The following is a 19,308-nucleotide window of genomic DNA, read 5'->3' as shown; positions in this document are numbered from 1 at the left end:
CGAATGCGAAAACACGGGTTGACTTGCCCCATAAGCGCGGGTATTCCGCACTCATCCTAACGCGATGGCGGTGTAGCTCAGCGGTAGAGCAGGGGAATCATAATCCCTTGGTCGGCGGTTCAAATCCGTCCACCGCTACCATCTGCGTTAGGGTTTATTTTCAAGGACTTGGCATCCTGATACAGCCCTTTTGTGAGGCTGATGCTAGTCACTTGATTTCCCCATTTTCAGAAACGCTAGTCACTCCCCTTCTCTGCCGCTTGGCATCAAGCGCACGGGCAGAGAACTTGGCAATGGCATTGACGGCGCGCGTTTTCTGCTCGGCATGGCGCACATACACACTCACCGATGCTGCCGTTGTGTGACCTGTGATCGACATGATTTCCCGCTCGGTACATCCCATCTCCGCCAGCCATGAGGCTGCTGTGGCGCGCAGGCCGTGCCAGACGATACCGCGCAGCCCCGCGCCGCGAATTGCTTTGCTCACAGCGGTCTGAAATGACCCGAGTTCCCATGGCCTGCCTGTATCAGTTGTCAGAATGGTCTGTGCCGTGCGTAGGGTCAGTTCTCGCTCAAGCGCTTCCTGCAGTTCCGGATGACAGGGTATCCATACCTTGGCACCTGTTTTTTCCTGCACGACCTCAATGACGTCCCCGTCAAAGCTACTCCATGTCATGGCAATCAGATCAATGCCGCGCTGACCGGTTCCCAACGCCAGCAACAGAGGGAGACGGAACTCAGGCATCTCGCCCAGAAAGGTCTGGATTTCCTCGCGTGTCCAGGCCCGGTATCCCGGTCCTGTCTTGAGGCGCTTCGGTCTCAATGCGGGGTTGTCCGTACGCATGCCAATCTCGATCGCATAGCTCATCAGGATCGACAGCATTGATACGGTTTTATTGGCGCGGCGCGGGCTGGGGATTGGACCATCCCCTTCTTTCCGGCCCGGTCGGGTTGCATATCGGTCCCTGACCAGGCGAACGGCCGCCCGGTCCAGTTCGGCCACGAGGGCCGTGCCAAAATCATCCTCCAACGGCTGGAGAAATTTTTCATAGTCCTTGCGGGTGCTGGGCTTGAGCTGCGCCCATTCGGGTGTTGCGCGATAGCGAGTGATCAATTCGATCAGGCTGCCCGGTACAATACCGGGACGTGGCTGCTCATTGCGTTCGAAGCGCTCATGGATTTCCTGATAAGACTGGAAAAACGCGGGGCTGCCCATCTCTCCGGCAATCCGCAACCGCACACCCGCACGGCGGTAATAGAAATACTTCCTGCGACGGGACTGGTAGGCATTAACGTAAGGGAGAACGACGTTGGCCACGGCTTTTTCCTGTGGCTGCAGCAGCTGCTGCAGCCCATGAGTTTGGAGTCTGCTTGACTTCTGACGGCTTATTCGCGTTGCCGCCCTTGATCTGGTCCAGCCAGGCATCGAGTTCCTCAATGAACCACACGACACGACGGCCGGAGATATGATGTGGCCGGGGAGCCCGACCTTCCGCCACCTCGCGCCTGAGCGTGGTGACGCTAATGCCGCCTGCGTAGGCTGCCGCCATATCTTCGCTCATTGCGCGCGGCCAGTATGGCAGGCGCGACGCGTCCTTCATGTTTCCGTGCCCTTCGGCCAGGCCTGTGTGCCACGTGCACGGATGAGCTTGCGGCCGCCCTCGGTCACCAGCGGGCCACGGAACACGATACAGCATGGGCCACCCTCCTCGACCACGATGCCGAGGTATTCGCCCTGACCGTTGCCGTATATCTCGACATCGTAGATCTCCCGGCCGAACTGGAGCCCGCGCAGGCATGGATGCGCCTGGTCATCAAGGGCTTGAGGTTTCAGACCCTTGGATGCGTAGGCCGCCGCAATCAGGACATTGGCCGCAGCCCGGCGATAGGTCTGCCAGTTGGGCACCAACGTGCCGCCCTTGATGGTCATGACCATTGCATCGGGGCCACGCGGGTCATTGTATGATTCGCACAGCGCACGCGCGGCAGCCTCCACTACCGCGCTGGGAATGGTGGTCATGGAGCGACCTCCTTCAGGGACGTGATCACGGTCTTGACGGTGCACAGTTCAAGGATGCCCAGGACAGTGCCCGTATCAATTTCAAGGGTCTCCTGAACCGATCCGATAGTTGCTCCAGACCGGAGCATATCGAGGGCCTGCTGGCGTTGGGGCTGGGTGAGAGCACGTGCTTTCTTTTTCCATCCAGCCTTGATGGTTGCCGCGGTAATGCGCTTTCGCCTGACAGGCAGCTTCATGCGACCTCTCCCGTGATAGCCAGACGGTTCTCACCAGAGAGGGGAGCATGCAGGACTGCCTTACGCTCTTCCCGATAGCCGTCGGTGAATGCCTGATCAGATCGGCGCGACGGCGGGGCTGCGCGGCCCGTCATTTCCGACAGATCACTGAATGCCGTGCCTCCAATCCTGCCCGGCATGCCGTAGGTGACCACGAACTTGCCCCGCTGGCCTTGATGGCCGCTGATGGCGAGCAGGCCCTTGTCGACAAGGCTATTCAGGATGCGCGTGACGTGCGAGCGGCGCTTGAGGCCGGGCATGCAGTGCCACACGGTGTGGGCGGTTACGGACGGCTCGCGGGTGATACGGATCGCCTCACGGTGGGCTCCCAGCACCTTTTCCTGCATGTCGCGCTCTTTCGGCTTCATGGCAGGCACTCCAGCACGAGCAGGAGGCTGGCACCCCACATGAGGGCGTAGAACACCACGCAGCCCAGAACCTGCTGGGTGGTGGGAAGCTGCTGGCGGATTGGCCGGGGTAGCCTCATGACCGCACCTTCCCCGCTTTGCGGCGCTGGGCGAACAGGCTGGCCTCGATCTCGCCGCCAGTGCGGTCGATCGGGGCGGCCCCCATGAGCATGCTTTCCATGTCCTGCCAGCGGGCATCGGCCTGGGCGGTGGCGTGGCGGCAGGCCTGTGGTATGCCCTCGGCCTTGGCCTGCTCGGCATCGATCATGAACCGGTTGAACTGATGCAGCAGGTTCTGGCTGACGGACTGGTTGACGAGGGTCATGCGCGCGGCGAGGTCGCGCGGTGACAGAGGGCGGAAAATGTCGGTCATGCCGCAGTTTCTTTCCTGTTCGGGGTATGGCTGGCAGCGCGGTGGCGGCTGATCTGGTGCAGGGCGATATCCTCGGCATCGAGCGCGCGCGTGAGCTGCGCGATGCAGTGGCGGATACGCCAGCGTTCAGCGTGGGTGAGGACAAGGCCGGGCGTGGGGCTGCTGGACAGGGCGGCGCGCATCTGGCGCTCACAGTCCTGGCGGAGCAGGACCGCGGATTGTAGGTCCTGCACTTCACCAAGCGAGACCGCGTGAAGCGGGACAGTCATTGACCTTCCCCGTTGTCCGCAATTTTCTCGGCCAGAACGGTTGCCAGAAAAGCCTGCCATTTCTGCTGCAGCTCTGACACTTCCATGGGGTGCAGAGCCGACGGGAATGTGACAGTGCCGCTCAGCATACGGATCAGACTGGTGGCCGTGGCTACCCGCTGGGCACGGAGCACAGTCAGGCGGAAGGGCATTTCGCCTTTTTTCAGGCAGTCATGCTCGGTATCGGCGATGAGTGCTCGGGCACGGGCTTCATCCGCAGCGGTGAAGGTCACGCAGCGATCGCGGCCGGTCTCCCCAAGGCGCAGGGTATGCAACTCGATAAGCTGCTCTGGCGGCTCGATGCGGATCAGGTCGCCGGGCGGTTCCGGCCGGATATTGGAATCGGTAGACACAAAAAAACCTCCATCGCGGGTGGCGATGAAGGGAATGTGATATTAGCTCACATTTTTAGTCAAGCGATTTGTGAGCTATGCACACTCATGCATCCCCGATGACGTCCTTTTTGACGCGCTGTAGCATGAGCTTCAAATGTGTCTCTGCCTCGTCCCGAGGCATAGACCGAAACGCATAGAGAAGAAGGGCCTCCTCATCGTTTTGGGCCTCGGCCTTCCGCATGTCTCCAACTCCTGACGTCAGCCAGTCGAGGGATATTCCAAATTCACTGCACATTCTGATGAGTAGCTCCCGTCCAGGTTGCTCATCACCATTTTCGATTTTGGATAAATAAGAACGCGAAATAGACAGCCCAGATACAAAATCGGCCTGTTTCATTTGCATCTCTTTACGCAGCTCACGAATGCGCTGTCCGATGGTTTTCTTAGATTCCATGTGAATGAGTATGCCCACTAGGCACAATCCATGTGTGAGCTTGGCGCACGCACGCGCTTGACATATGAATGTGAGTTATGCTCACTCTCTAGCATGGATGTACGGAATATCATTCGGGCGGCAGGTGGCCCTTCTCGTATCGGAGAGGCCATCGGGAAAACCCATTCGGCGGTATGCCGCTGGAAAAAGGTTCCCAGCGTGCATGTACTGACCGTAGCTAGCTTGTCAGGCATATCACCGCACGCGATTCGTCCGGATGTGTTTGGCCCCGAGCCACAGCAGCACGCACAAGCACTGACAGCCCCATGTCGGGAACTGCCCGCCAGACATACTGGACAGCGGGGGGCAGCATGAGAACACACTTCCCTGCCTTGGCCTGTGCGTGGCGGTCATGCTGTTCCCTACCGGATGCGATGCGACCAGAGCCACTTGCCCAGACTGGGAATAGCGCCGCCGCTTGCGGGATCAGTCGCAGATGTGACCTGTCGGTATTTGACGATCTGCGTTTTCTGGTCAGAGGCACGTCGGATATTGATATCGATCACCACGGTCACGCGCTGATTGACGACGTAAGTGAACGATTCAACGGTGCCGACACTTGTTTCTGGTCCGTTCTGATCTTCATACTCGACGACGAGATTGCACGGAGAGATCGGGATCAAGATCGTGTCACGGGATGGTTCCCGACGACGATTGTTGGGCAATTCGATGTCATCACCAGCGTATTTGGGCTCACGTGGACACAAAGGGGCTTTTTCGTCCAGATAGGCACACAAGTCCTGTATTTCCTCCCCTGTTTCAGGATCATAGGCATCAAGGATGCGGTCAGCGCGAAACGTGCGCTGCGTATTCCGCAGGTGGCAGAAAGCCATCAGATAGAGTGGCACAACAACGTGCTTCGGCGTCCATCCCAGCGTGTACGACAGGACATCTATATTGCGGTCGGTCGGTATTCCACTTCCGCCCAGATAGCTGATGTGCAGGGGAATACGGACGCTATCCTTGCCACCTGCTCCGATTGCGAGATTGTCGACAACTCCATCAGTGTACCGGCCCAGTATGGCGTTCTGGGGCAGTTTCTGAATGCCACCTGCTGCGCTTTGGGGACGGTTGTTAGGCGTGCCATCGGTCCCGGCAGTTTTGCGTCGCCCGAACATATTGATGCACAGACACACCAGTACGAAGGCGCAAAACGCAAACAGCAGAATCAACGACAAACTATCACCATTCGTCACTTTCCCGATGGTTGCATGATAGGCGTCTTCTATCTTCCCCCAGATCCATGTGCCGACCAGCAGCACGATTACTATGCCGATCAGCGCGGGCATCGTCCTGCCCGCATAAGCATGGGTTTTGAGTACACGAGTTCCTCCATGGTGTGTGTTGCAACAACCATGGTGGACCAAGCGGGCCGGTCGGACAATCGGTCGGCCCGCAAGGGTGCCTATGCGCCTGCAGGCCAGACATATGCACCGAGGGTTCCCGCTTATGCGGTCGAGCCGGTGCGTGCCCCGTTCCCCTCCACAATCTGAACTGGAAGCAAACCCGATGGGCAAGAAAGACGATTTCTGGCTGAACCCGAAGACCAGGCGCGCGCAGTGCCTTGAGATGGCCATCAGACACGCGGATGCGGCCTGCATCCAGTATGACGCTGACGACATCATCGAACATGCAGACGCGTTTGGGGATTACATCCTGACTGGCGAAGTGGCTGCTGTGGATGATGAGCCTGCAGCAGCAGCTGATGTGGGCGTCCTGAATGCTCGGATTATTGGTGGTAGGTTCCGCGTACCCGAGGCCATGCTGCGGGCGGCTACGGCAGCGAAGGCCCCCTATGACGCCGATGGGGAAAAGCGGAAAGTCGAAGAAGCTCTGGCGAAGGCAGCCATGCTCGGCCTGAAAGTGAAGCGTATCGTCATTGAAAATGGCTTTCTGGGCGCTGGATGGGATTTTCCCCCCAATAAAAACCCATTCGAGACGTTTGCCCTGCAGATTGCTTGTGACGGTATCACGCGGGAGATGCGCAATCTTTACTGCCGTGGGTGGCTCTGCGTTGTCCATTATGACCGGCACGACTTCCCGTGCGTGTCGTGGCGCCCCGCCACGGCTGCTACAGCCTGATGACCCGCCGTTCACCCACTGCCATGACCGGCAGCGCAACCTGCCAGCGGATCGAGGGAGATGTGCGTCATGGCGTGCAGCCCGCGTTCTGCGGGCGGCCTGCGTGCGTGCGTCGTGTGTGGTGTGGTGAGCATGCGGCGCGCGTGTTTGCGGCCCCTGTTGGCGATGCCGGTCAGGACGTGCCTGCACAGGATGAGGTGTCAGCATGAAGCAGGCATCATCAGGTCTGTCGCAGCGCATGCCCCGTCCGTCACCCGCGATGGCTGGGGCACGCGCTGCTGCATATAGACCTCTCTCCTACCCGAACCAGTTCTCACTCGCTGCTGAGAGAGATCATGGAGGAAAAGGGTGGGAAAGAATTGGTCAATTTTTACTCAAAAGATTCATTTCATGACGGCCGCCGTTTACCGCGACACGGTCCGGGGCGTGCTGATGCGCCAGTACGGGCGGATCCGTAACGGCGCCAAGCTGCTTGCCGGCCGGATCGATACCAGCCCGCGCACCGTGCGCAACTGGCTGGATGGTGTCTCCGCCCCGCGTGGCGAAGAACTGATGAAACTGATGATCGAGTGCGACGAGCTGCGCGACGAAATTTTCCGTCTGGTGGATGAAGGCAAGCAACAATGCCCAAACGAATAAAACTGCCACGGGGCATCTCTTTCGACTTTGGGCGCGGCTTTGGCCTGCGGCTGGACCGTGGCAGCTGCTTCCCATCCCTGAGCCTGTTCCTGACCCGGATCTATGCGCTGCCTGACGGCCTGACTGGCATTGTCACGCATTTCACGGCGAACCGGCAGGCATTGCGCCAGGCGCTGGATGAACTGGAGCGCATGCGCGCTCGGTGCGCTGACTGCCCTCATGAATGCACGCCCCAGAACAAGGAAGGTGATGCATGACCTGCCTGCCTACAGTTGCCGATTTTGATGCCGGTGCCGTGCCAGCCTGGACACTGATCCGCACCATGCCTGCCGAGGCGCGTGGCGTGGCGCATTCGCTGTTCGACACGCTCAAGGCCAACCGGATGGTGGTGATGCGCAGTGGCACACACATGCTGTCCGATGACGAGATTGCAGCGTTCATATGCGAAAACCCGGTCACGCTGGCCCGTACGCTGCCCCTGATCGAGCAATGGGGCTTCGCCGCGCGGGATGATGAGGGCGCGCTATACAGCCCCCACCTGCTGCAGCGCGAGATACGGCGGCAGGAGCGTGCGCGAAAGCGTGCCGAGCGTGAGGAGAACCTGCGCCGGTTCGAGGCTGCCCAGGCGGCGGGTATCATCCCGGCTGATGATACGCTGCGGGGCCACCATGCCAAGATCAATGGTGGAAAGGGTGGCAGGCCGCGCAAAACGGAGAATGCCGAGCAGGCGAGGATCCGCCGCGCGCAGGAAGCCGAAGCCGCCACCCGCCAGCGCAACATCCCGCTCATGGTATCCCTGCCCGCTCCGGCGGAAGCAAAAAACCGAAACCTAAACCAAAACCGGTTTTCGGTTTCCGGGGGTTCGGTTTCGGTTTTGGGTTCTGAGGTTTCCCTAGCAGCCTGTCGGGTTGGGGTACCCTGTGAAGGGGGGCGATTGTAAGGTGGTGTGATGAGCAGCTTCATCCCGTTTGACCGGTCTCAGCCGTATCTTCTGCCGCCTGATCTGAAGTCGTGGCTTCCTGCTGATGATATGGCGCATTTCATTGTAGCCGCCGTTGAGCGGGTTCCGATGAGTGCGTTCTGCGTGCCAGTGCGCACGGGAGGCAAGGCGCAGTATCATCCGCGCCTGATGCTGGCCCTTCTGATCTTCAGCTATGCGAACGGGTTGTTTTCCTCACGCCGGATCGAGCGGGCGACATATCGCGACATCGGGGTGCGATTCGTGGCGGCGAACCTGCATCCGGATCATGATACGATTGCGACCTTCCGCCGGACGAACCGGACAGCCATTGAAGCTGCATTTGCGCAGGTCCTGCTTCTGGCGCGCGAGACGGGTCTGCTGCGTCTGGGCGTGGTGTCGATCGACGGCACGAAAATCGATGCTGACGCATCGAAATACCGTTCGGTGCGCTACGACCGGATCAGGGCGCTGCGCGAACAGCTGGCTGTGGATATCGCGAAACTGATGGACCAGGCGGAGCATGCGGACGTCACAGACAGAGATCCGCAGGCATTGCCGGAAGAGCTTGCCCGGCGGGAAACGCTGAAAGCGAAGCTGGACGAAGCCTGCGCCCGGCTGGAAGCTGATGCGAAGGCGCAGGCTGAAACGGCGCGACCGGCCTACGAGAAGAAGAAAGCCGCTTATGATGCGAAAACAGGGCGTCGCGGCCGGGCGCCCAAACCGCCCGATGATGAACCACCACCCGACCGACAGATCAGTCTGACCGATCCCGACAGCCGCCTCATGCGGCGTTCGGACGCCCACGAGTTCCGGCAGGCTTACAATGCCCAGGCCGTGGTGTGCGCCGAAGGCAGCCAGTTGATCGTGACAACCGACGTTGTCGCCACATCAGCGGATGCGCCGTCCTTTGCCGACACGGTGCTGTCGATGGAAGACACAATCGGTCTCCCAAAGACAGTGCTCGCCGATACCGGTTACGCCAGCGGGCAGGCGGTCCGGAAACTGCGGGAAAAGGGCATTGATCCGCTGGTCGCCATTGGACGGCCCTGTGCCCGCAGACCTTACGACTTCCGACCCCGGCCCGCAGAAAGGGAGCCACGCCGGATAACCGAACCCTGGCGGCTTGCCATGAAGGACAGGCTGGAAACTACAGAAGCCGGAGATCTTTACAGACGACGAAAACAGACCGTGGAGCCGGTCTTTGGAATTATCAAAAGCATCATGGGCTTCAGAAAATTCAGCCTGCGTGGCCTTGCAAAAGTCACGACCGAATGGACACTCGTTGCTCTCGCATACAACTGTAAAAGAATGGCGCGGCTTCAGGCAGCATAAGCCAGGTCAGCCTTGGCGTTATCAGCCGCAAAATGCCCAACCCGACAGGCTGCTAGATATAGATAAAGATAAGGAAATTAATTCATCTATATCTGAATCTGCCGAAACCGGTTTTGCCCAGGTCGAGGCCGTCATCGATGACGCCACCCTCGACCGGGCCGTGCGGACCGTCATGGAAGCGGCATGCTTCCCCAAGGACAGCACGCGGCGACATACGGGCATTGTCCGCAAATGGCTACAGGCTGGCATACCCGAGCCGGTGATCGTCCAGGCCGTGGCCGACCATACGGCCGCGATGCACCAGAACCGCGAAATACCGCAACATGCCGGCTGCTTCGACAAACCGGTGCGGGCCGCATGGGCGCAGCACCAGATCTCGGCTGACCTGCCCGAGCCCGCGCCATCGCCAGTCATGCAGGACTGGGAGAAGCAGGCCCGCGCGGATCTGATGGAGGATCACCGGGCATGGTCCGCGCTGATGCAGGAACTGGGGGATTACGGTCGCGCCAAGCAGCAATGGGCCGATATGGCAGCCAAGCGCGGCCGCCCCACCACAGAACTGACCCTTGAGGCCTATCTGACCGCCTACCGCCCGCAGGACGTGGCGGCATGAAAAGGCGTTGGCACTACTCGCTGACTAGCAAGAGCCATATCCGCCTGTTTCATTCATCTCATACGTTTCCGATCTTTGGAAACAATGCATAATTTTTCAAAATCGTTGTTAAAATTTCTCTTCAGGCTGCAACCTCGGTCGGCACGCCTGCCACGCCGACAGGCACCTCGGCATGTGCGGACTGATCTGCAAGAAGTTCCATCGCTGCGAGACAGATAGCACTAAAGCCACAAAAGAGACCTTCATATCCCGCTACAATTGTCAGGATCGGCTGTTCAAAGATTTCCGCACAGCCTAGCAGGACAAACAACAGCGTCAGAGTGGCAAACACCACTTGGTGCATACGCGAGGCGCGAAGTGTTCCGATCGTCATGATAGCGGTGAACAGGCCCCACATTAGCAGGTAACTGCCCATCAGGGCGGGCGAAGATGCAGGCGCAAGCCCCCAGTGGGGCAGGAACAACAGTACGACAAGCGACAGCCAGAACGCGCCATAGGACATAAACGCTGTCATGCCAAAGGTATTGCTGTTTGCATATTCCAGAAGGCCCGCGACAAATTGCGTTGCGCCCCCAAACACCAGGCCCATTGCAAGAATGGCTGCGCCCATCGGGACGATATGGGCGTTATGCAGGTTAAGCAGGACAGTCGTCATACCAAACCCCATCAGCCCAAGCGGGCCCGGATCGGCTTTAGTCGAATTGTGGGTCATGCCGCGTTTCCATTCCCTGGTAGATAAATCATGACAAAACATGTCACGGGACAGTGTCTGCGGCATATTAAAATATGGCTTAAAAAGCTCTGCAAAAACCCCGGTATACGGTACACCATGCAAACAATTATTATCGATTTAAAAGAGTAGCCTAAGAAAAAATACGCAAAATATCTGCACAACTTTAAACCAGTGCGACCTACATCTTCAATCAAATGCCACGACCATGAATGAGATGCCCGATGAACTGACGAAGCGTCCCTAAAAGCTAAATGGCTACTGACCTATGTAAAAAACGCGGTTATAATAATGCTACTTCCCGGCCGCTGATCGATCCTGCCTGCTCCCCGGTGTTGCAGGTTCCGCAAAGAGACGATGACGTCGGGAGACCTGTTTACTGAAAGGCCCCGCGTGTCTGTCGCCGCCCTTTCCCGTCGTCGGGTACCATCGCCCGTTCAGTCTACATTCCGGCCCGCTTTCAAGCCGTCGGAAACACGTATCGCCCACCATGACCTTGCGCTGGTGGATATTGCGCTCACCAAGAAATCCCGTCCTGTCGAAGTCTGGCGCCGGTGCGCCGGGCTGTATGGCCTGCTGCGCTCGCGCGCGATTACCGAGGGGCAGGTCAGCGCTGCCCAGTTCTGGGCAACCGATTACGAAATCGGCGTGCTGGGTGGAACCGATCCCGAAATGGAACACGGTGCAAAACGGGGGGATATTCATGATGCCATGATCGGGCGCATGGGGTCCGCCGCACGCCGCGACTACATCCGCCAGCGCATTGGGGCGCGTGGAGAGCAGCTGCTGGTGCTGCTGATGATTGAGGGGCTTTCCCTCAATGACATCGCCAGCCATTTGCACCAGGACAAGCGCAACACCTCTGGCGCGCTATGTTTCCTGCTGGAGCAGTTGACCGAGCATTATGACGGGATGCCGGGGCCTTTATGGAAAGGTTGACGTGCCACCGCTTTTAAGTCATTTATGGCAAACTATCGTTATGCGTGGGTCCAGAGAATGGACGCCACGCTTTTTTTATGCCCGCTCGGGCGCTCCCAACATAGAGCCATCAGATGGAAGAACAGCTGCCGACCCTGTCGCGCGGCGATATTGTCGTGCGCGGTCACCGGCACGGCGTTGTCGTAACCACGACTGAATCTCGCCTGCTTCTTGTGCCGCTGGAATGGAACCCCTTCCCGCGCCACCGCGCAGATATCGGGATCGGCACGCTGGCTGCCCAAGTGCTTTACCATGATGCAGTCGCTCGCTGCTGGGACAGCCACTGGGTGCGACGTGGTGGACAGCGCTTTGCCGGGCGGATGCTGCCCAAGGCCATGGAAGGCATTCTCGCCGCCATCAGGCGTGAGGCACTGGCTCGCGAGAGTGAGCGGATGCCTGCCGGCCTGGTTAAATCGACGCTGGCCTTCGGGCCGATGATGGGCAGTCGCGGGCGGCGCGTTGGCGCGCCTTCGCTGGGATGACAGCCCAGGGGGAAATCCTTCTCCCTGAAAGAGGTGCATGAAGATCAATAAGGTCAACTGCATTGGAGCCTAACGGGCTCGATACGCGAAGACCGCCGGTGCTGACACACCGACGGCCTTCTGTTCCACCCCTGCACGGACCAGAGGATGAAACTGGCACATTTTATCTCACTGCTTCTATCGGTACAAGCGATGAATGATCTGAGCGCATGGCGCTTTCTAGTGATTGCGATGCTCGTGTTTGCATGGATCTGTTCCAAGCCCGCTGTCGCCTATTTACAGGCCCGTAACCGGCGGCAGGTCCATCGACGAAAAGCAGTTCCCGCGAAGCGCAAGGCGGCCGTGAAATGACCGATCTGATCCATGAACTGAACGCAATGCCGGTCATCCGGTTCTTTGATCTGCTCATTCTCGCGGGATGGATCGTGGCGCAACCCATGCTGTGTGTTGCCGCATGGCGTGCCCGATAGCCGCAAGGATAACTCAAAGTTATCTGGCATGTCCTGATCTGGCATCCGCAAGATAACCCCTGACAGGGGCCTGATCGCCGCAAGATAACACCAGTTATCACGCGGATTTCAGGGGGGATCAACCACCCTGTTTTATAATGAAATCATATGGTTAGCGGAGACCGCGCCATGCCGTCCACTGATGAGGCCCCAAAAGCCCCTCAGAACTCGGCCGACAATCTGCTGATCAAGACATGGCTCCATAACCGTGGCGAGAACACCCGCCGGGCCTATGAGAGCGATGTCCGCGCCTTCCTTGCGCATGTGGGCAAGACCCTGCCGGAAGTGACTGCGCCCGACCTGCAGAACTGGTTCGACAGCCTGACGGGAGCCGATGCGACACGACGGCGCAAGCTGATGGCCGTCAAGTCGCTGCTGTCCTACGGCGCTGCCATGGAGATGCTGCCCCGCGATGTGGGGCCTGCCGTCCGCGTGCCGAAGATGCGCGATAGCCTGCATGAGCGGATCCTCACGCAGGAACAGGTGCGAGACCTCATTGATGGGGAAACGGACCCGCGCAGGCGCACCATGCTGCGCGTGCTGTATGCCACCGGCCTGCGCATATCCGAGCTTTGCGCCGTGCGGTGGAAAGACCTCAAGCGCCGCCAGCAGGGCGGCGTCGCCCATGTGTTTGGCAAGGGCGGCAAGAACAGAACTGTCGAGATCCCCGCCAAGGTGTGGAAGGAAATCGTGGCGCTGCGTGTTGATAGTCGGCCAGAAGCGCCGATGGTCCCCGGCCACGATGGCGGTCCGCTTAGCGTCGATGCGGTCCACCGCTCCGTTAAGCGGGCCGCGAAGCGCGCGGGCCTGCCCGGGCAGGTTTCCGCGCACTGGCTGCGCCACGCATACGCCAGTCATATGCAGGACAACGGCGCACCAGCGCATGTGGTGCAGCAGCAGCTGGGCCACACATCGCTGGCCACCACAACACGATACAGCCACGCACGCGAAGGCGCGGGCGCTGGGAAATTTCTGGACCTGTAGCGCCACGCGCGCCGGTCCCCTCACCTGTGAAGCAAGGAAGCCTCATGAAGCCGAGCCGCAAGCCGCGCCAGCCCGCAACGGATGTTACCGTATGGGAACGCGCCGCCGCACATTATCGTCGCATCGCGGGCCGTGACCGTCGCCCTGGTGTCCGCATCTGGGCCAGCGACCGCGCGGCAGAATGCGCGAGCAACATGCGTCGTGCGCAGCGGGAGGCCGCGTGATGGGCATGCCTGACGGTTACATGCAGGATTCCGCTGGCCGCCTGGTCCCGCGTGACAAGGTTAAGCCTCAGGAGCTGATGGTGAACGACTTGGTAGTGGAACGGTTTGATAAAGCCCGGACCATACGTGAGGGTCTGAAAGGGTTTCGTGATGAGACCTTCGACCTAATCCACACCGCTCTCGCACTCATTACCGAGCAATATGGCACCACGTATGGCGGCCAAAAGGGCAACATTACTCTGACCAGCTTCGACGGTCGCAAGCGGATCACTATTGCCATAGGCGATTCCATTTCGTTTGGCCCGGAATTGCAGGCGGCCAAGTCTTTGATCGATAGCTGTTTGGGGCGTTGGTCGGAAGGCGCTGATGCGAACCTTAAGGTCATCGTGACGGATGCATTCGAGGTCGGCAAAGAGGGCAAGATCCGCACGGACAAGATCCTTGGGTTGCGCCGATTGAACATTGAGGACGCAGAATGGGAGTGCGCGATGCAAGCCATTTCGGACAGCATCCGTATTGATGCAACCAAGGCCTACATCCGTTTTCATGAGCGCGACCTGCCGGATAATGATTTCCGGCAGGTGCCGCTCGATATTGCTCGTGCTTAATTTCCCTTAAGCTTGAGGAGGTTGGATAGCCTGATAAATTTTTCCGCCTCTTCGTGATATGCCTATCATGGGAAGACTATGGCTTGGGTGCCGTTGAGCACAGTCCATCTGAACTAAAGCTTCCAACGAAATATATACATCATCCTGATCCACTTCAGCCTTATGTCGAATATCATCTATGACGCTTTTCCATCCGTTCATATCGACAGGAAATACTCGTCCAACAAGTGCCTGCTTTGATAAAACTTCAAATGTTATAGCGTCTATTGGCTCAAATTTTTTTAGGGTTTCAAAGTAATCGATTCGAATGTTTTTTGCTTGACCTAAAGCTATTCGAGCCAGAAGCGAGGCCCATATTGCTTGAAGCGGCTCTCTATCCTGATCTTTTGCAGCTTCAAGAACAGATTCAGCAACTGTCTGAGACATATTTTCATCCAGAGTCCGATTCCCGACGATATCTTTTACCATAAACGCAATACGTTCCAGGTTTTTCTTTTGACGAGCAGCCTTTATTGGGTCACCGACATACATGCCGAACGTATCTCGAAATGCACCTATTACGCCGGGAATGCATTCAGTTATCGGCTTAATTGTTGATTTTCACTGAGAACTGACCCGGGTAGGGCGGAAATTTTCATCGAGATTTGACCCATGCCTTCACACTCCCCGGCAGCATCTGCTGGGGGTTTGAGGAGTGATTGACATGGAGCTTCTGAGTGTGATCCGTCGGTGGCACTGCCGGGATCATCTTCCGATCCGCGAGATCGAACGCCGGACGGGACTGTCACGCAATACGATCCGGAAATATCTCCGGGCACAGAGTATTGAACCACGGTTTCAGGTTCCCGAACGTCCCAGCCGACTGGACCCGTTTGCTGACAGGCTGAGGGGATGGCTGGTCCTGGAAGCCGCTCGCCCCCGCAAGAACCGGCGCACGGCGCGACGACTGCATGAAGACCTTGTGGCGCTGGGTTATGATGGGTCCTACGGACGGGTGGCCGCTTTCATCCGGCAGTGGAAACACGAACAGCGCCAGGCACGCCAGACAACGGGTCGGGGTGTTTTCGTGCCCCTGTGCTTCCAGCCCGGGGAAGCCTTCCAGTTCGACTGGGGCGAGGACTGGGCGGTGATTGCCGGGCATCGCGTCAAGCTGCAGGTTGCCCACACCAAACTGTCCTTCAGCCGGGCCTTCATACTCAGGGCCTATCCCCTGCAGACCCACGAGATGCTTTTCGATGCGCTTACCGAGGCCTTCCGCGTGCTCGGTGGCGTGCCGCGGCGGGGTATTTTTGACAACATGAAGACCGCCGTGGACCGGATTGGGTCGGGCAAGGCACGTCAGGTCAATCTGCGCTTCATGGCCCTGGCCAGCCATTATCTGTTCGAGGCGACCTTCTGCAATCCGGCAGCCGGATGGGAGAAAGGGCAGATCGAGAAGACCGTGCAGGATGCCCGGCGCCAGATCTGGCAGGATCTGCCTGCCTTTCCTGATCTGGGGGCGCTGAACGCCTGGCTGGAAGCCCGCTGCCTGGACTGTTGGGAACGGCTGCAGCATGCTGAATTGCCGCACAGCGTCTCCGAGGTCCATGCCAGCGAACGTCCCCACCTCATGATCCCGGGGCGGCCCTTTGACGGGTTTGTCGAACAGACCAAGCGCGTCTCACCAACCTGCCTGATCCAGTTCGAAGGCAATCGCTACAGCGTGCCGGCCTCCTTTGCCAATCGTCCGGTCAGCCTGCGGGTTTATCCCGACAGGCTACGCATTATCGCCGAAGGGCAGGTTCTGTGCGTGCATGACCGGATCATCACGCGTTCGCATGGTGTGCCAGGCCGCACGGTGTATGACTGGCGGCATTATCTGGCGGTCATCCAGCGCAAACCGGGCGCCCTGCGCAATGGCGCGCCGTTTACCGAATTGCCAGCCGCCTTCCGGACCCTGCAGGATCAACTGCTCAGGCGGCCTGGAGGCGACCGGGAAATGGCTGAAATCCTGGCCCTTGTGCTGCAGCATGATGAGCAGGCTGTCCTCTGCGCGGTTGAACTGGCACTTGAAGACGGCGTGGCGACCAAGACCCATGTTCTCAATACGCTTCATCGCCTGATCGATGCCAAGAGAACCGTGGTTCCCCGGCTTGATGCCCCACAGGCCCTGGTGCTCGCACACGAACCGTGCGCCGATACAGGGCGGTATGACATCCTGCGAAGGGACAGCCGCCATGCGTCATGATCCTGCTGCTGCTTCACTTGTCGTCATGCTCCGTGGATTGCGGATGTATGGCATGGCCCAGGCCACGGCCGACCTCATCGAGCAGGGCGCGCCCGCCTTCGAGGCGGCCATCCCCATCCTCTCGCAGCTCCTGAAGGCGGAACTGGCCGAACGCGAAGTCCGCTCCATCGCCTACCAGACAAAGACCGCCCGGTTCCCCGCCTACAAGGACCTGTCCGGGTTCTCCTTTGCCGATACGCAGGTCAACGAGCCCATGATCCGCCAGCTCCATGGCGGGGACTTCATCGAGCGTGCTGAAAATGTCGTGCTGATCGGTGGCCCGGGAACCGGGAAAACCCACCTGGCGACCGCGCTGGCCATCCAGGCGATCACCCATCACCGCAAGAAGGCGCGCTTCTGGTCAACGGTCGACCTGGTCAATGCGCTCGAACAGGAAAAGATCGCCAACCGGGCCGGGCAGATTGCCGACAGGCTGCTCCGCCTGGATCTCGTGATCCTTGATGAACTCGGTTATCTCCCCTTCAGTGCATCAGGGGGCGCCCTGCTGTTCCATCTGCTCAGCCGCCTCTACGAGCGCACCAGTGTCATCATCACAACCAATCTCAGCTTCAGTGAATGGGGTGATGTCTTTGGTGACCCGAAGATGACGACGGCGCTCCTCGATCGGCTGACCCATCACTGTCATATCCTCGAGACAGGAAATGACAGCTACAGGTTCCGCGCCAGCACCGCCGCGTCAAAAAACAAAAAGGACAGATCCTCTTCTTGACCGCCCGCCTCACTATGCCTGAAATAGCATCTGGCTGGGTCAATTCCTGATGAAAAACCCGGGTCAGTTCTCAGTGAAAATCAACACGCTACTACCAGCGCCTGCATTTCGGCATCGGGGTAGCTGCCCAGCGAAGTATAGGCGCCGCTGACATTGGCGGCCTCCAGCAGGGTATCCCATGCTTCCGCGCCGTGGTTCTTTTCCACGACCTCTTCCAGAATATTAAAAACGATACCCTTCATTATTTTACAACCTCTTGTAATATATATGAATTTTAAAGATGTATCGCGGATATATAATAACGATGCATTCTGATGTCACTTTATGTCTCATATGCGTTTTGTGCATACCTAATCGATTTTCAGAAATCCAGAAAATCGTATGCTGAGCATATGCCGCGCAAGTACACTAAGAATTCGCGGTTTTCTCTAAAATTTCGAACCATCACATTCATTATTGCAATAAATAAACCTGTCATTTATTCATATAAAAAATATGTGTTATGAACTCGTAATAACATAATTTGCAGCATATTTTCCTCCTCTCCAAGAAAATAAATTAGACGACCCAAATGTAGTCTGAGTGATGGTTGAAGAAGACGAATAAAAGGCAGACATCCTGAAGCAGGTCGGGAGACCTGTTTACTGAAAGGCCCCGCGTATCTGTCGCCGCCCTTTCCCATCGCCGGGCAGATGCTGCCCGCGGTCAAGCGAGGCTGGCTGATGGAAACAAGGCGGACAGGGCTGCGTTGGCTATAAGACAACTTATGGCATTTTCGTCACGCGCAGTTCAGGGGCATCGTTTCATGGCAATACCGCGCATACTCAAGATCACCCTTTTGGGATCTGTCATGTCATCGGGCATGGCCATGCTGCAGGGCCGCAGGCAGACGGGCGCGTATGGTCCGGGCATAAACTGCACCGCGCACTGGCTTTATGGTGACAAGGCCGCCCATATGGACCGGACAGGCGGGCGGGTCACGCTTGTGGGGCTCGCCACCAACACCGCCGCCACCATGTTCTGGGCATGGCTGTATGACAGGGCACTGGGCAGGCAGCCGGGCCTTATGCGCAGGCTGGCTGTTACCGCAGCCCTCGGGCCGGTTGCTTATATGGTAGATTACAAGGCCACGCCAAAGCGCTTTACACCCGGGTGGGAACTGGTCATGTCGCCGCGCAGGATGGCGCTGGTCTATCTCTCAATGGTCCTCGGCATGGCGCTGGGCAGCCGCAGGGCGGATACGGGGGCTGCCCGACCATGACAGTACGGATACATGACGGATGCGAAGCCACCGCCACCCGCACCCCGCTGGAGGGCGGCCTGCTGGGCTGGGCTGCCGTGCTTATGCTCGGGGTGTGTCTGGTGGGCGTGCGGATGGTGCCCCGGCCGCTTGTGCCCTTCGTGCTCCGGTTCGCGCGCATGTGGGTGGCAGGACTATTCTGCTTTTTTGGCGGAGTACACCGAGGGGCGAGTTTTTATAACCCGCGGGGGCCGCAACTGTCCGACCCGGTCATTTTCCTGGCCATGCACTTCATGGGGCTGGGCATCATGATTTTATCGCCGCAGGCCGCGTGGCGTCTGGCCACACCTGGCATGCTGGCCACGCTGGGCGGTGACCTATATCTGGCGCGCGGGCACAGGCTGCCGCGTTTTTTCCTGCGTCTGCGCCCGTTGCAGCTTATGGTGGCATCTGGCCTGATTGCCTTGCTCGGGCAGACCGAGCAGAAGCAGGCGTGATCAGGTTGATACGGTATGGTCTGAGCGACACTCAGTAGAAGCGGATCAGGAATATTCTTCCAGGTCGTGAAGGCCATGTCGGCGGAATGCCGTAGACCATCCTATATTCGTTGGTATGGTCAGCAGCCAGATGCTGCACAACCCGCTCGATGACGCCGCTTTTGCATCATAATGCAGACGTCTGTGCACAGTCATCCAGTCTGCCAAAGGGGGTTGGCAGAT

Annotated in this window: 32 protein-coding genes and 1 tRNA gene; 19 read left to right on the top strand and 14 right to left on the bottom strand. The window is 58.6% G+C overall.

What is annotated here, in order from left to right; all coding sequences use genetic code 11:
* Nucleotides 1-66: 66 nt before the first annotated feature.
* Nucleotides 67-141: transfer RNA gene (locus R5N89_RS05315), tRNA-Met, on the top strand.
* Between the two features lie 67 nt (nucleotides 142-208).
* Here the strand turns inward: R5N89_RS05315 and R5N89_RS05310 are convergent.
* The 11 genes from R5N89_RS05310 to R5N89_RS05255 form a co-directional block, all read right to left on the bottom strand.
* Nucleotides 209-1,318 (bottom strand): tyrosine-type recombinase/integrase, encoded by a 1,110-nt coding sequence (locus tag R5N89_RS05310; protein ID WP_110569686.1) that lies wholly within the window; start codon nucleotides 1,316-1,318, stop codon nucleotides 209-211.
* Nucleotides 1,290-1,601, bottom strand: a complete 312-nt coding sequence (locus tag R5N89_RS05305) for an AlpA family transcriptional regulator (RefSeq protein WP_110569685.1) — start codon at nucleotides 1,599-1,601, stop codon at nucleotides 1,290-1,292. Before R5N89_RS05305 ends, R5N89_RS05310 begins: the two co-directional genes overlap by 29 nt.
* Nucleotides 1,598-2,020 carry a hypothetical protein gene (locus R5N89_RS05300; protein ID WP_110569684.1) on the bottom strand — a complete coding sequence of 141 codons (423 nt, stop codon included), beginning with the start codon at nucleotides 2,018-2,020 and terminating at the stop codon, nucleotides 1,598-1,600. Before R5N89_RS05300 ends, R5N89_RS05305 begins: the two co-directional genes overlap by 4 nt.
* Complete coding sequence (locus R5N89_RS05295) at nucleotides 2,017-2,256, bottom strand: hypothetical protein (RefSeq protein WP_110569683.1); 240 nt, start codon at nucleotides 2,254-2,256, stop codon at nucleotides 2,017-2,019. The genes R5N89_RS05300 and R5N89_RS05295 overlap by 4 nt, the downstream gene beginning before the upstream one ends.
* Complete coding sequence (locus R5N89_RS05290) at nucleotides 2,253-2,663, bottom strand: hypothetical protein (protein ID WP_110569682.1); 411 nt, start codon at nucleotides 2,661-2,663, stop codon at nucleotides 2,253-2,255. The genes R5N89_RS05295 and R5N89_RS05290 overlap by 4 nt, the downstream gene beginning before the upstream one ends.
* Nucleotides 2,660-2,782 carry a hypothetical protein gene (locus R5N89_RS05285; RefSeq protein ID WP_265001319.1) on the bottom strand — a complete coding sequence of 41 codons (123 nt, stop codon included), beginning with the start codon at nucleotides 2,780-2,782 and terminating at the stop codon, nucleotides 2,660-2,662. Before R5N89_RS05285 ends, R5N89_RS05290 begins: the two co-directional genes overlap by 4 nt.
* Nucleotides 2,779-3,075 (bottom strand): hypothetical protein, encoded by a 297-nt coding sequence (locus R5N89_RS05280; protein ID WP_110569681.1) that lies wholly within the window; start codon nucleotides 3,073-3,075, stop codon nucleotides 2,779-2,781. Before R5N89_RS05280 ends, R5N89_RS05285 begins: the two co-directional genes overlap by 4 nt.
* On the bottom strand, nucleotides 3,072-3,344 hold the full coding sequence (locus R5N89_RS05275) for a hypothetical protein (protein WP_110569680.1): 273 nt from the start codon (nucleotides 3,342-3,344) through the stop codon (nucleotides 3,072-3,074). The genes R5N89_RS05280 and R5N89_RS05275 overlap by 4 nt, the downstream gene beginning before the upstream one ends.
* On the bottom strand, nucleotides 3,341-3,736 hold the full coding sequence (locus tag R5N89_RS05270; protein ID WP_110569679.1) for a hypothetical protein: 396 nt from the start codon (nucleotides 3,734-3,736) through the stop codon (nucleotides 3,341-3,343). The genes R5N89_RS05275 and R5N89_RS05270 overlap by 4 nt, the downstream gene beginning before the upstream one ends.
* 85 nt (nucleotides 3,737-3,821) lie before the next feature.
* Nucleotides 3,822-4,172, bottom strand: a complete 351-nt coding sequence (locus R5N89_RS05265; RefSeq protein WP_078527825.1) for a helix-turn-helix domain-containing protein — start codon at nucleotides 4,170-4,172, stop codon at nucleotides 3,822-3,824.
* Between the two features lie 401 nt (nucleotides 4,173-4,573).
* Nucleotides 4,574-5,500, bottom strand: a complete 927-nt coding sequence (locus R5N89_RS05255) for a hypothetical protein (RefSeq protein ID WP_078525165.1) — start codon at nucleotides 5,498-5,500, stop codon at nucleotides 4,574-4,576.
* 220 nt (nucleotides 5,501-5,720) lie between these two features.
* Here R5N89_RS05255 and R5N89_RS05250 point away from each other — a divergent pair, with 220 nt between their 5' ends.
* From R5N89_RS05250 to R5N89_RS05220, 7 genes are all read left to right on the top strand, one after another.
* On the top strand, nucleotides 5,721-6,293 hold the full coding sequence (locus R5N89_RS05250; RefSeq protein ID WP_078525167.1) for a hypothetical protein: 573 nt from the start codon (nucleotides 5,721-5,723) through the stop codon (nucleotides 6,291-6,293).
* Nucleotides 6,293-6,502, top strand: coding sequence for a hypothetical protein (locus R5N89_RS05245; protein WP_078525169.1), 210 nt, complete (start codon nucleotides 6,293-6,295; stop codon nucleotides 6,500-6,502). The genes R5N89_RS05250 and R5N89_RS05245 overlap by 1 nt, the downstream gene beginning before the upstream one ends.
* A 181-nt stretch (nucleotides 6,503-6,683) precedes the next feature.
* The gene (locus R5N89_RS05240) at nucleotides 6,684-6,932 is read left to right on the top strand and encodes a hypothetical protein (protein ID WP_078525171.1); all 249 of its coding nucleotides are present in this window, start codon (nucleotides 6,684-6,686) and stop codon (nucleotides 6,930-6,932) included.
* Nucleotides 6,917-7,189 (top strand): hypothetical protein, encoded by a 273-nt coding sequence (locus R5N89_RS05235; RefSeq protein WP_078525173.1) that lies wholly within the window; start codon nucleotides 6,917-6,919, stop codon nucleotides 7,187-7,189. Before R5N89_RS05240 ends, R5N89_RS05235 begins: the two co-directional genes overlap by 16 nt.
* A complete protein-coding gene (locus tag R5N89_RS05230; protein WP_244192228.1) occupies nucleotides 7,186-7,872 on the top strand; it encodes a hypothetical protein in 687 nt (228 codons plus the stop codon). Before R5N89_RS05235 ends, R5N89_RS05230 begins: the two co-directional genes overlap by 4 nt.
* Nucleotides 7,873-7,881: 9 nt before the next feature.
* The gene (locus tag R5N89_RS05225; RefSeq protein ID WP_233043190.1) at nucleotides 7,882-9,225 is read left to right on the top strand and encodes an IS1182 family transposase; all 1,344 of its coding nucleotides are present in this window, start codon (nucleotides 7,882-7,884) and stop codon (nucleotides 9,223-9,225) included.
* 172 nt (nucleotides 9,226-9,397) lie between these two features.
* Nucleotides 9,398-9,838 carry a hypothetical protein gene (locus R5N89_RS05220; RefSeq protein ID WP_146220239.1) on the top strand — a complete coding sequence of 147 codons (441 nt, stop codon included), beginning with the start codon at nucleotides 9,398-9,400 and terminating at the stop codon, nucleotides 9,836-9,838.
* Nucleotides 9,839-9,959: 121 nt separating this feature from the next.
* On the opposite strand, the gene R5N89_RS05215 is transcribed toward R5N89_RS05220, so the two are convergent.
* Complete coding sequence (locus R5N89_RS05215) at nucleotides 9,960-10,550, bottom strand: acetate uptake transporter (RefSeq protein ID WP_078525177.1); 591 nt, start codon at nucleotides 10,548-10,550, stop codon at nucleotides 9,960-9,962.
* A 411-nt stretch (nucleotides 10,551-10,961) separates the two neighbouring features.
* On the opposite strand from R5N89_RS05215, the gene R5N89_RS05210 reads away from it, so the two are divergent.
* The 7 genes from R5N89_RS05210 (at nucleotide 10,962) to R5N89_RS05180 (ending at nucleotide 14,353) form a co-directional block, all read left to right on the top strand.
* Complete coding sequence (locus tag R5N89_RS05210) at nucleotides 10,962-11,507, top strand: hypothetical protein (RefSeq protein WP_244192316.1); 546 nt, start codon at nucleotides 10,962-10,964, stop codon at nucleotides 11,505-11,507.
* A gap of 113 nt (nucleotides 11,508-11,620) precedes the next feature.
* Nucleotides 11,621-12,028 (top strand): hypothetical protein, encoded by a 408-nt coding sequence (locus R5N89_RS05205; RefSeq protein WP_110570251.1) that lies wholly within the window; start codon nucleotides 11,621-11,623, stop codon nucleotides 12,026-12,028.
* A 147-nt stretch (nucleotides 12,029-12,175) separates the two neighbouring features.
* A complete protein-coding gene (locus R5N89_RS05200; protein ID WP_146220240.1) occupies nucleotides 12,176-12,379 on the top strand; it encodes a hypothetical protein in 204 nt (67 codons plus the stop codon).
* Entirely contained in the window at nucleotides 12,376-12,498 is a 123-nt protein-coding gene (locus R5N89_RS05195; RefSeq protein ID WP_265001388.1) for a hypothetical protein, read from the top strand. Before R5N89_RS05200 ends, R5N89_RS05195 begins: the two co-directional genes overlap by 4 nt.
* Before the next feature lie 147 nt (nucleotides 12,499-12,645).
* Nucleotides 12,646-13,521, top strand: coding sequence for a tyrosine-type recombinase/integrase (locus R5N89_RS05190; protein WP_110570252.1), 876 nt, complete (start codon nucleotides 12,646-12,648; stop codon nucleotides 13,519-13,521).
* 44 nt (nucleotides 13,522-13,565) lie between these two features.
* Nucleotides 13,566-13,745: a hypothetical protein gene (locus tag R5N89_RS05185; RefSeq protein WP_078525185.1), complete on the top strand. Its 180-nt coding sequence runs from the start codon at nucleotides 13,566-13,568 to the stop codon at nucleotides 13,743-13,745.
* Nucleotides 13,745-14,353, top strand: a complete 609-nt coding sequence (locus tag R5N89_RS05180; RefSeq protein ID WP_110570253.1) for a DUF3164 family protein — start codon at nucleotides 13,745-13,747, stop codon at nucleotides 14,351-14,353. Before R5N89_RS05185 ends, R5N89_RS05180 begins: the two co-directional genes overlap by 1 nt.
* 6 nt (nucleotides 14,354-14,359) lie before the next feature.
* On the opposite strand, the gene R5N89_RS05175 is transcribed toward R5N89_RS05180, so the two are convergent.
* Nucleotides 14,360-14,884 carry a hypothetical protein gene (locus R5N89_RS05175; RefSeq protein ID WP_146220241.1) on the bottom strand — a complete coding sequence of 175 codons (525 nt, stop codon included), beginning with the start codon at nucleotides 14,882-14,884 and terminating at the stop codon, nucleotides 14,360-14,362.
* Nucleotides 14,885-15,056: 172 nt separating this feature from the next.
* On the opposite strand from R5N89_RS05175, the gene istA reads away from it, so the two are divergent.
* Together istA and istB are read left to right on the top strand one after the other, a co-directional pair.
* A complete protein-coding gene (gene istA / locus R5N89_RS05170; protein ID WP_110570287.1) occupies nucleotides 15,057-16,580 on the top strand; it encodes an IS21 family transposase in 1,524 nt (507 codons plus the stop codon).
* The gene (gene istB, locus R5N89_RS05165; protein ID WP_087609052.1) at nucleotides 16,570-17,349 is read left to right on the top strand and encodes an IS21-like element helper ATPase IstB; all 780 of its coding nucleotides are present in this window, start codon (nucleotides 16,570-16,572) and stop codon (nucleotides 17,347-17,349) included. The genes istA and istB overlap by 11 nt, the downstream gene beginning before the upstream one ends.
* An 80-nt stretch (nucleotides 17,350-17,429) precedes the next feature.
* Here the strand turns inward: istB and R5N89_RS05160 are convergent, their stop codons facing one another.
* Nucleotides 17,430-17,591 carry a heme NO-binding domain-containing protein gene (locus tag R5N89_RS05160; RefSeq protein WP_244192313.1) on the bottom strand — a complete coding sequence of 54 codons (162 nt, stop codon included), beginning with the start codon at nucleotides 17,589-17,591 and terminating at the stop codon, nucleotides 17,430-17,432.
* A gap of 563 nt (nucleotides 17,592-18,154) precedes the next feature.
* On the opposite strand from R5N89_RS05160, the gene R5N89_RS05155 reads away from it, so the two are divergent.
* On the top strand, nucleotides 18,155-18,610 hold the full coding sequence (locus R5N89_RS05155) for a hypothetical protein (RefSeq protein ID WP_244192314.1): 456 nt from the start codon (nucleotides 18,155-18,157) through the stop codon (nucleotides 18,608-18,610).
* Nucleotides 18,607-19,086: a hypothetical protein gene (locus R5N89_RS05150; RefSeq protein WP_110570239.1), complete on the top strand. Its 480-nt coding sequence runs from the start codon at nucleotides 18,607-18,609 to the stop codon at nucleotides 19,084-19,086. Before R5N89_RS05155 ends, R5N89_RS05150 begins: the two co-directional genes overlap by 4 nt.
* Nucleotides 19,087-19,308: the final 222 nt, after the last annotated feature.

This window comes from Komagataeibacter sucrofermentans DSM 15973 (genome assembly GCF_040581405.1).
GTDB classification, from domain to species: Bacteria; Pseudomonadota; Alphaproteobacteria; order Acetobacterales; family Acetobacteraceae; genus Komagataeibacter; species Komagataeibacter sucrofermentans.
This window is presented reverse-complemented; position numbering and strand designations above follow the sequence as displayed.

Excerpts from the sequence above, each read along its gene's own strand:
- R5N89_RS05185 (WP_078525185.1), top strand. The coding sequence starts at position 13,566 with ATGAAGCCGAGCCGCAAGCCGCGCCAGCCCGCAACGGATGTTACCGTA.
- R5N89_RS05200 (WP_146220240.1), top strand. The coding sequence starts at position 12,176 with ATGAAACTGGCACATTTTATCTCACTGCTTCTATCGGTACAAGCGATG.
- R5N89_RS05205 (WP_110570251.1), top strand. The coding sequence starts at position 11,621 with ATGGAAGAACAGCTGCCGACCCTGTCGCGCGGCGATATTGTCGTGCGC.
- istB (WP_087609052.1), top strand. The coding sequence starts at position 16,570 with ATGCGTCATGATCCTGCTGCTGCTTCACTTGTCGTCATGCTCCGTGGA.
- R5N89_RS05180 (WP_110570253.1), top strand. The coding sequence starts at position 13,745 with ATGGGCATGCCTGACGGTTACATGCAGGATTCCGCTGGCCGCCTGGTC.
- R5N89_RS05225 (WP_233043190.1), top strand. The coding sequence starts at position 7,882 with ATGAGCAGCTTCATCCCGTTTGACCGGTCTCAGCCGTATCTTCTGCCG.
- R5N89_RS05155 (WP_244192314.1), top strand. The coding sequence starts at position 18,155 with ATGGCAATACCGCGCATACTCAAGATCACCCTTTTGGGATCTGTCATG.
- R5N89_RS05255 (WP_078525165.1), bottom strand. The coding sequence starts at position 5,500 with ATGCCCGCGCTGATCGGCATAGTAATCGTGCTGCTGGTCGGCACATGG.
- R5N89_RS05215 (WP_078525177.1), bottom strand. The coding sequence starts at position 10,550 with ATGACCCACAATTCGACTAAAGCCGATCCGGGCCCGCTTGGGCTGATG.
- R5N89_RS05250 (WP_078525167.1), top strand. The coding sequence starts at position 5,721 with ATGGGCAAGAAAGACGATTTCTGGCTGAACCCGAAGACCAGGCGCGCG.
- R5N89_RS05220 (WP_146220239.1), top strand. The coding sequence starts at position 9,398 with ATGGAAGCGGCATGCTTCCCCAAGGACAGCACGCGGCGACATACGGGC.
- R5N89_RS05235 (WP_078525173.1), top strand. The coding sequence starts at position 6,917 with ATGCCCAAACGAATAAAACTGCCACGGGGCATCTCTTTCGACTTTGGG.
- R5N89_RS05245 (WP_078525169.1), top strand. The coding sequence starts at position 6,293 with ATGACCCGCCGTTCACCCACTGCCATGACCGGCAGCGCAACCTGCCAG.
- R5N89_RS05290 (WP_110569682.1), bottom strand. The coding sequence starts at position 2,663 with ATGAAGCCGAAAGAGCGCGACATGCAGGAAAAGGTGCTGGGAGCCCAC.
- R5N89_RS05300 (WP_110569684.1), bottom strand. The coding sequence starts at position 2,020 with ATGACCACCATTCCCAGCGCGGTAGTGGAGGCTGCCGCGCGTGCGCTG.
- R5N89_RS05265 (WP_078527825.1), bottom strand. The coding sequence starts at position 4,172 with ATGGAATCTAAGAAAACCATCGGACAGCGCATTCGTGAGCTGCGTAAA.
- istA (WP_110570287.1), top strand. The coding sequence starts at position 15,057 with ATGGAGCTTCTGAGTGTGATCCGTCGGTGGCACTGCCGGGATCATCTT.
- R5N89_RS05150 (WP_110570239.1), top strand. The coding sequence starts at position 18,607 with ATGACAGTACGGATACATGACGGATGCGAAGCCACCGCCACCCGCACC.
- R5N89_RS05230 (WP_244192228.1), top strand. The coding sequence starts at position 7,186 with ATGACCTGCCTGCCTACAGTTGCCGATTTTGATGCCGGTGCCGTGCCA.
- R5N89_RS05305 (WP_110569685.1), bottom strand. The coding sequence starts at position 1,601 with ATGAAGGACGCGTCGCGCCTGCCATACTGGCCGCGCGCAATGAGCGAA.
- R5N89_RS05275 (WP_110569680.1), bottom strand. The coding sequence starts at position 3,344 with ATGACTGTCCCGCTTCACGCGGTCTCGCTTGGTGAAGTGCAGGACCTA.
- R5N89_RS05195 (WP_265001388.1), top strand. The coding sequence starts at position 12,376 with ATGACCGATCTGATCCATGAACTGAACGCAATGCCGGTCATCCGGTTC.
- R5N89_RS05190 (WP_110570252.1), top strand. The coding sequence starts at position 12,646 with ATGGTTAGCGGAGACCGCGCCATGCCGTCCACTGATGAGGCCCCAAAA.
- R5N89_RS05175 (WP_146220241.1), bottom strand. The coding sequence starts at position 14,884 with ATGTATGTCGGTGACCCAATAAAGGCTGCTCGTCAAAAGAAAAACCTG.
- R5N89_RS05160 (WP_244192313.1), bottom strand. The coding sequence starts at position 17,591 with ATGAAGGGTATCGTTTTTAATATTCTGGAAGAGGTCGTGGAAAAGAAC.
- R5N89_RS05285 (WP_265001319.1), bottom strand. The coding sequence starts at position 2,782 with ATGAGGCTACCCCGGCCAATCCGCCAGCAGCTTCCCACCACCCAGCAG.
- R5N89_RS05240 (WP_078525171.1), top strand. The coding sequence starts at position 6,684 with ATGACGGCCGCCGTTTACCGCGACACGGTCCGGGGCGTGCTGATGCGC.
- R5N89_RS05295 (WP_110569683.1), bottom strand. The coding sequence starts at position 2,256 with ATGAAGCTGCCTGTCAGGCGAAAGCGCATTACCGCGGCAACCATCAAG.
- R5N89_RS05280 (WP_110569681.1), bottom strand. The coding sequence starts at position 3,075 with ATGACCGACATTTTCCGCCCTCTGTCACCGCGCGACCTCGCCGCGCGC.